At 37.5% G+C, this 8,372-nt stretch carries 5 protein-coding genes; 4 read left to right on the top strand and 1 reads right to left on the bottom strand.

Annotated features, from left to right (window positions below; translation table 11 throughout):
* The first annotated feature begins 621 nt into the window (after positions 1–621).
* The 4 genes from RMY27_RS26065 (at position 622) to RMY27_RS26050 (ending at position 7,183) form a co-directional block, all read left to right on the top strand.
* Positions 622–1,914, top strand: coding sequence for an ATP-binding protein (locus RMY27_RS26065; protein ID WP_322667766.1), 1,293 nt, complete (start codon positions 622–624; stop codon positions 1,912–1,914).
* Positions 1,904–3,667, top strand: a complete 1,764-nt coding sequence (locus RMY27_RS26060) for a tetratricopeptide repeat protein (protein ID WP_322667765.1) — start codon at positions 1,904–1,906, stop codon at positions 3,665–3,667. The genes RMY27_RS26065 and RMY27_RS26060 overlap by 11 nt, the downstream gene beginning before the upstream one ends.
* A 151-nt stretch (positions 3,668–3,818) precedes the next feature.
* Complete coding sequence (locus RMY27_RS26055) at positions 3,819–6,488, top strand: GUN4 domain-containing protein (protein WP_322667764.1); 2,670 nt, start codon at positions 3,819–3,821, stop codon at positions 6,486–6,488.
* 74 nt (positions 6,489–6,562) lie between these two features.
* The gene (locus tag RMY27_RS26050) at positions 6,563–7,183 is read left to right on the top strand and encodes a Uma2 family endonuclease (RefSeq protein WP_322667763.1); all 621 of its coding nucleotides are present in this window, start codon (positions 6,563–6,565) and stop codon (positions 7,181–7,183) included.
* A gap of 94 nt (positions 7,184–7,277) precedes the next feature.
* On the opposite strand, the gene RMY27_RS26045 is transcribed toward RMY27_RS26050, so the two are convergent.
* On the bottom strand, positions 7,278–8,354 hold the full coding sequence (locus RMY27_RS26045; RefSeq protein WP_322667762.1) for a PstS family phosphate ABC transporter substrate-binding protein: 1,077 nt from the start codon (positions 8,352–8,354) through the stop codon (positions 7,278–7,280).
* Positions 8,355–8,372: the final 18 nt, after the last annotated feature.

The raw sequence follows: 8,372 nt of genomic DNA, 5'->3' as shown, positions 1-8,372 counted from the left end.
ACAGAGAATATCTTCCACTATTTCCGACCCTTTTTTCCGGTGACTTGTACTAAGTATATTTGCAAAAGTGAGACACCCGCCTCAATACTTCTCGGGTTTTGGGGAAAAGGGGAAAGGGAAAAGGGAAAGAAAAAACCTTTAACCCTTACCCTTTACCCTTTACCCCAAACCCGATTCCGAGTTAAAAATGCACAAAGCGAGAAGTATTGACACCCGCCTAGTAAATCAATAGTAACAACAGCTACTTATCGCATTGGCTAGAAGCGGGTGAGACAAAGCACACTAAAAATTTATTTTTATAACTGAAAATTTTATTTTATTTATGTGTTAAGTAGCTTTCAGGATGTTATTTGTATAATCTATCATTCAGTCTGAATTATTGAATGTATAATCTATCATTCAGTCTTATTGATTATTGACCTCTGTTACTCATTGATAGGTTGAAGTTTGGGAATTAGAGTGTCTTTTTTTAAGATATAACATACCACTCACCTAGTAGTTATTTATTAACAAAATTTGATAAGTTATGTAGGCATACTCTATCCTAGACATTGCCTGAACTTGTGCTTCAAAAATCATGAGCCATTATATGAATAGTTAGCACGTTAACAGCACTATCCAATGTCTCAAGACTTATTAAACTCCTTTCAAGAAGCATACAGCAATCTCGAACTGTTTCCGTTGATGGAACGGAACGAAATGGAAAGGTTTCGAGTCGAATATGGTGATGATTTGATTGCAGACTTGAACCAATTAGTGGAAGATAGTCCGAATGGAGATGGCAAAATTGTCTTTACAGGACATCGGGGATGTGGTAAGTCTACTTTGTTAGCTGAATTTAGCCGACAAATTCAAGATAAATACTTTGTAGTTCTGTTTTCTATTGCCGATAAAATTGAAATGTCGGCAGTTAATCATATTAATATACTGTTTGCGATCGCAGTTAATTTAATGACAGAAGCAGAAGCACGCAAAGTTGATATTCCACAATCGACTAAAGAAGCTCTTTATAAGTGGTTTGCTACCCGCACTCGTACTGAAGAATCGAATTTGCAAGCAGAAGTAAGTATAGGTTTTGACCTTTTAAAATTGATTAGCTCTAAATTAAAAGCTGATGCTAGCGTTCGGGATGAAATTAAGCAAGAATTTGAACGCAAGTTATCAGATTTAGTTGCCAGGATTAACGAAATCGCTGCTCTAATTCAAGCTGCAACTAAACAAAACGTTTTAGTAATTATTGATGATTTAGATAAACTGGATTTAGGCAGAGTTAACGAAATTTATCGAGATAACATTAAAGCTCTTTGTCAACCTAACTTTCAAATTATTTATACCATCCCGATCGCAGTCCTTCGAGAAACATTTATTAGCACAATTATTGCCACTGAAACTAACGATCAAGTTGTGGCAATGCCTGTCTTAAAAATATTTGATAAAGGTAAAAATCGCTTATTGAATGCCCAACCTCGCCCAGAAGCAACAAAGATTCTCGGTGAAGTTTTGCAAAAGCGGATTCCTAGTGAATTAATTGCGGCAGAAACTGCTGAAAAAATCGTAATTTACAGTGGTGGCGTATTGCGAGAGTTAATTCGCATTTCTAAAGAATGTTGTCGTATATGTTTGAGAACTATCCGGCGAAATCCTTCAGCCAAAGTTATTATTGATGATAAAATTCTCCTGCAAGCAATCAATAAAATTCGCAATGATTTTTCAATACGCTTAGGAAAAACTGATATCGATATTTTGCAGAGTGTATATGAACAATTTATGCCCAATGACCCGAAACAAGCAGAGTTTTTAGATTTGTTACATGGGCTGTATGTTCTAGAGTATCGCACTGATGAAACTTGGTATGATGTTCATCCAATTATTATCGAAAGCTTAAAAAGACAGGGAGCTATTAATGTTAAATGAGGAATTATTAAATGATGAAGGAGAAAATAAAGATGCGTATGATGATTTAATTGTTTCTATTGAAGCTCAAAAGCGGGGATTAAATTTACTGATTGCGGTTTGCGATGATGCTAACTTTCGTGATCAGATTATTGCTCAATATGAAGCTGAACTACAACCCGCCTTCGGTGCATATCGAGTAACTTTAGCGCGTCAAGAACCTAGTCTCAAAGCTGCTCTTAACCAACTGGTACAACAAGAAGAATATCTACATCAGCAGAACCCGGCGGTAATCACTGTGACGGGTGCTGAACAATTGTATTTTCTCAGGTTGGGAAATGAGCAATCAGAACAGGAGAAATTTTTTGGTTACTTACAGTGGACAAGGGAAGGATTGCGCGAATTTCCATTTGCGATCGTGCTTTGGGTAACGAACCAAATTTTAGTCAACCTAATTAAAAAAGCTCCTGATTTTTGGAGTTGGCGCAATGGTGTATTTCGGTTTGAATCTCAAAAGACAAATGCTATTCCTGGTAAAGAACTAGAACATATCCGCTTTGTTTTTCGAGATACAGAATTAGCTAGCACAGATACTAATGAAACTAATCGCTTTTTCTTACCCATTCAAGATTTACAAAGGTTAATCGAAAAAGTAGAACAAGAACGGGGAACTAAAGATCCTACCTTAGCTACTTTATATTCAAGATTGGGCGATATTTACCACAGCAGATTAGCTCGGGGTGAATCTCAAAATTATCAAGAAGAACAGAAATTAGCAATTAAATATTGGCGTCAGGCGAGTGAGTTACAAAATGAATTGGGTTTGCAGATAGACTTAGCTAATAGCCTCGACAATTTAGCAGGAATATATCGTGCAACGGGAAACTACAGCGAAGCTGAACCATTATATAAACAAGCTTTAGAACTGAGAAAACGGCTGTTAGGAGAAAATCATCCTGCTTTTGCTACTAGCCTGAATAATTTGGCAGGACTTTACAAATCTACTGGACAATATAATAAAGCAGAACTTTTATATCAACAAGCTTTAGAACTGAGGAAAGGATTGTTAGGAGAACACCATGCCGATGTCGCTGCCAGTCTGAACAATTTGGCATTACTATATGATGAACAAGGACGTTATGACGAAGCAGAACCTTTGTATTTGCAATCATTAGAACTCGAAAAACGTCTGCTGGGTGAAAATCATCTTTCTTTTGCTCTTATACTGAATAATTTAGCGTTACTTTATTATCATCAAGGACGTTACAGTGAAGCTGAACCTTTGTCGAAACAAGCAATAGAATTAGATCAGCGATTTTTGGGAGAAGAAAATCCTGATGTTGCCACAGATTTGCACAATTTAGGTTTAATATACCGCGCTCAAGGACGCTACAGTGAAGCGGAATCTTTGTTTTTGGAATCATTAGAACTCAAGCAGCGTGTATTACAAAAAGCGCATCCGCTATTAGCAGATACGATCTATGCTCTTGGTTATATGTACAGAGAGCAGGGACGTTACAATGAAGCGGAACCCTTATGTATAAAAGCCTTAGAACTTGATAAGCACCTATTGGGAGAAAATCATCCCAATGTTGCCGAAAGTCTCAATAATCTAGCAGAAATTTATCGTGCAACAGGACGTTACGGTGAAGCTGAACCGCTTTATTTGCAAGCTTTAGATATTTGTGAACGAGTCTGGGGTGTAAATCATCACCGTAGTGTTACTGTTCGTCAAAATTTAGATAAACTTGCCGCAGCAATGCAGAATAATTGAAATTATGGTGTATTTTTTAGCTTACAAGTGATCGCCTTTTTCTCAAGCCACGTTTGACAATGCTGCAAGGTATTAGTTTTGCCGCTCATGTATGCTAAGTTTAATTACAATTTAGTTAAGTACTTTGTTGTTAAGCTAACTTAAAATTTTTATGGCGGACAGCAGTACAGATAAGCCTGATTTTCTACAAGAGTCTATTCTTAACGCTAGTGTTACCGATCAAGCAGCAGAGTTTGACTCTCTTGGTTTTGAACCTTATGTTAGTGCGATCGCTGAGTTTTTAACCAATCCTGTAACTCAACCTCCACTCACTATTTCTATAGAAGGTGCATGGGGTAGCGGAAAGTCTTCTTTTATGAAGCAACTTCAAAAAGCTATTGAAGAAAGTCAACAGAAAAAGTTTGAAAAGAGTTTACAAAATAATCTGGGAAAATTTGAAGGCAATGCAAGGGCAACTATTAGAAAGTTTAAGCGAAGCGAACGAAACAGGCTTGATAACAGTTTTGAATTTATTTGTATTCAAATTTTATCTATTTACATTAGTATATATAAATCGTTACGTTTAAACATCTACAAGCTTAAACCTAAGCCAAAAACAGTTTGGTTTAATGCTTGGAGACATGATAAAGCAGAAGCCTTGTGGGCAGCATTTGCACTCGAATTTCTGCGAAAAATATCTACATCTCGCTCTAGTTCTGATTACTTACCTACTGGGATTGGCCACATTAAACTATTCTTTTTTCGCTTCAATTTGAAAGAAGGTTGGCTAGATTTTCTTCGGACATTTGCTCAATTATTGATTGGCATCTCTGCTATTCTAATAATTGGTATTTTTTCTTTTTTTAAAGGGCCGACATGGGTTGAACAATTGTCTAAGGGCGTAAAAGATTTAAATATACGTATAGAGCAGACTGATAAAAATAAAAAAAAAGATAGTAATTCTCAGTTCAAAAATAGTAACGGTCAACAAAAGAACAAAAGCTCATCTCAGCAAAACAATAATTCTTATCAAAGTAATACTAATAATAATCAAGGTAATACAGAGAATTACCTTCCAGAAAATCCCTATTTTATACCTATTGGAGGCGCTGGTATTGGAGGTTCCACTTTAGCCGTTATATCACTATGGCAGCAACTTCGTAAATTTGTTGGAGACCTTAAAAAAGCACTGATTAAATATCTCCAATCACCTGATTATAAAAGTCAGATTTCTTTTGTAGAGAAGTTTCATGAAGACTTTAAAAAAATTGTTGATGCTTATGCAGGTAGAAACAATAAAGTCTATGTTTTTATTGATGATCTTGATCGTTGTGAGCTTCCTAAATCCGCTGACCTGATGCAGGCTTTGAACTTGATGATATCTAACGATCCTCATATAATTTTTATTCTTGGTATGGATAGAGAGAAGGTAGCAGCAGGTCTTGCAGTCAAGTACAAGGATATTCTCCCTTATCTGCCTTCATCCTCAATCACATCTAACACCGACAATAAAGATGACCGAAGCTCATTCTTGAGTGGCATAGAATACGGTTATGCTTTTCTGGAAAAGTTTATCCAAATTCCCTTTCAAGTACCACAACCAGCTCAGTCAAACTTTCAGTATTTTTTAGATAAAATCGCTCTTCCTGTTCAGCAAAAAAATAAACCCAGTTTTTGGGAGCTTATTAGGAATAATATTTCTACATTAAGAAAATTGATTAATAAGAAGAAGCAAGAAAAAGATACAAACATAAAACCTTTAGAACCGCAATCAAACCAACCACAAACTCCACAAGAAAAAAAATTAGAGCGTCGGGAAAAAATCAAATTTAATGTAACCCAAGATTCTCAAACAGTTCGGGATATTGTGTTAATGGTAGCCTCTGCTTTAGATTATAATCTGCGTCGTTTAAAGCAGTTTATTAATTTGTTCAGACTCAAAACCTATATTGCCAGCAATACAGGACTATTTGATGAAATAATTGATGAATCACAAGGTGCATTTATTAATCAACTTTTGACGCTAGAGCAATTAGGGAAGTTTACTGCTATTAGTGTGAAATGGCCTCAGCTACTTCTTGATTTAGATGTAGACCGTAAGTTACTCACAAATTTACAAAAGAAAGCGCTTAATCATGGTGGTGACTTTCATTTTAATCAGTGTAATGAGATTACAAAATATTGGGGTGGTAAACCAAAATTAATGGAACTACTCAGCTATCCTCCAGTGAAACTACTCCACTATCCTGATAAAATATATATAGAAGAGAAATATAGCCTGGAAAAAGTAAACGTAGGTAAACTCTTACAGGTGTCACCAGGAACACAAAATGATCTGAGTTCTGAAAGAGGCGTAGACTATAGTAAACTGCGCGATTTACTAGCAGCAAGGAACTGGAAAGAAGCCGATAATGAAACTTATTTGGTGATGTTGCAAGCTGTCGGAAGAGAGAAAAGCGACTGGTTGCGTCCAGATGAACTTTTAGACTTTCCCTGCGCTGACCTCCAAACAATTGACCGTCTGTGGGTGAAATATAGCAATGGGAGTTTTGGCTTCAGCGTTCAGAAGAACATTTACTTAGAAGTCGGCGGTAAGCTTAACAGAAACTATGATGAAGAAGCCTGGATCAAGTTTAGCGATCGCGTGGTATGGAGAGTGGAATCGGATTGGATTAAGTATGCTGACATAACTTTTGAGACTTCTGCCCCAGAGGGACATCTCCCTTTTATGCTGCTGCCGAGGAATGTTTTCGATCAGATAACGTCAAGAGATTCTGAAGAATTACACGCGAGGTTGATGTTGGATTGTGTGGTATTTATTCTCTCACATCCAAACCTGTAAACTTTAACATATAAGGCTTTCACAAGTTTGTAAACAAAAATGTTCGCAATATATAAGCTAAGGTAGGCTATTTTATGACTCAAGCTATACCCAAATTAGTAACCTTTGAAGATTTTGCAGTCTGGCGTCCTGAAGGTGGAAGGTATGAATTACATGATGGCGTGATTGTTGAAATGGCACAACCAGTAGGAGACCATGAAGATATTGTCGGGTTTTTGGTTGAAAAAATTGCAGTTGAGTACGTTCGCAATGGTCTACCTTATTTCATCCCAAAAACAGCATTAGTTAAATCTGCTATTAGTCAGTCCTGCTATTCTCCAGACTTGCTATTACTCAACCGTCCTGCTTTAAAATTAGAGCCACTTTGGCAGAAATATTCTACGGTTGAGTTTGCCGATTCTATCCCTTTAGTGATTGAAGTTATTAGTACTAACTGGCGGGATGATTATTATAAAAAGCTAGGTGAATATGAACAAATAGGGATAAAAGAATATTGGATTGTTGATTATTTAGCTATTGGTGGTAAAAAGTTTATCGGTAATCCTAAACAACCTACTATCTCTATCTACCAATTAGTTGACGGTGAATACCGAGTTACTCAATTTAGAGGCGATGACCGCATCGTATCACCTATTTTTCCCGAACTAAACCTGATTGCTCAACAGATTCTGCAAGCTGGTAGTTCCCAAGTATAGCCGCGATCGCACACAATTCTATACTTCTAGATACCCGACCTCTTAAACAAGTCGGGTATCTCTGGAAAGCTTGCTCAATTGTCCTTCAAATCTACTAACGAACGCCAACGAAACCAGCTTGCTCAATTGCTCTTTGCCCTTGGTCAGTTAATAAAAGATTGGCATAAGCATTTCCAATCTGCTGTTGTGAACCTTTGTTCTGCTTAATAATCACAAACAAATTAGCAATCATCGGATAGCTGCCATTTTTGATCGCCTGAGTATTTAGCTGGTTGCGCTGACGCGGACATTGTTCAGGCGAAACCATCGGCTCTTGATAGGGGGTAATTAGCCGATCGGAAGTCTGACCCAATGGCAAAGCCTTGACGCTACATTGAAAGACTACTGAACGGGCAGAAGCGTAATACACGCCACCAGGGGTTTTACTGAGTTGACGCACTGCTTCTGTAGCAGAGTAGACATATTGCACATTAGGGCCAAATGCTTGCCCTTTTAAGTCGCTATTGCTAGGGAATATCACTGTATCTGCGTCTTCTGGTCGTTGCGAAAAAGCTGTGATGGGTAAATTTGGCCCACCTACTTGATTCCAGTTAGTAATTTTCCCTAAATAAATTTGCTGCAATTGTTCAACAGTTAAACCAGGCACATTGAGTGATGGATTGACTACCACTGCTATCCCATCCATACCCACTTGACGTTGCTCAAGGGTGAAGCCTCGCTCTTTTGCCGTAGCTTGTTCTTTATCTGTGAGGGGACGGGAAGACTGAGCAAAGTCTAGTTTTCCATCAAGCAACATCCGAATGCCGGAGCTAGAACCAGGAGTACCATTAACAGGGTTTACATAGCGTAATTGTAGTTCCGGGCGATCGCTCTGGATCTGAGAATCTACCAATTGCCGAATAGATGCCCAAGCTGTACTACCTCCGTAGTTGAATGATGCAGGGGGAACATCAGCAACTGTCTGAAAAGTTGATTCATTATTAGAGACGCGGTTGAAATTTTGAGTAGAGGAAGAGTTAACATTGTTGCGGGACAATAAATTTGGCTTCAATAACCACCAAAGTAATCCACCAATAACCATAAGTGTGAGAACTTTACCAATAATCAAACCTCTAAGAAAGAGGGAGATTTCGCTGTTAATTAAAGCTTTTCTTTGATTTGTATTGTCCATATTTTTAAATTTTGTTTA

Source organism: Nostoc sp. DedQUE09, assembly GCF_034530915.1.
Lineage (GTDB): Bacteria > Cyanobacteriota > Cyanobacteriia > Cyanobacteriales > Nostocaceae > Nostoc.
This window is presented reverse-complemented; position numbering and strand designations above follow the sequence as displayed.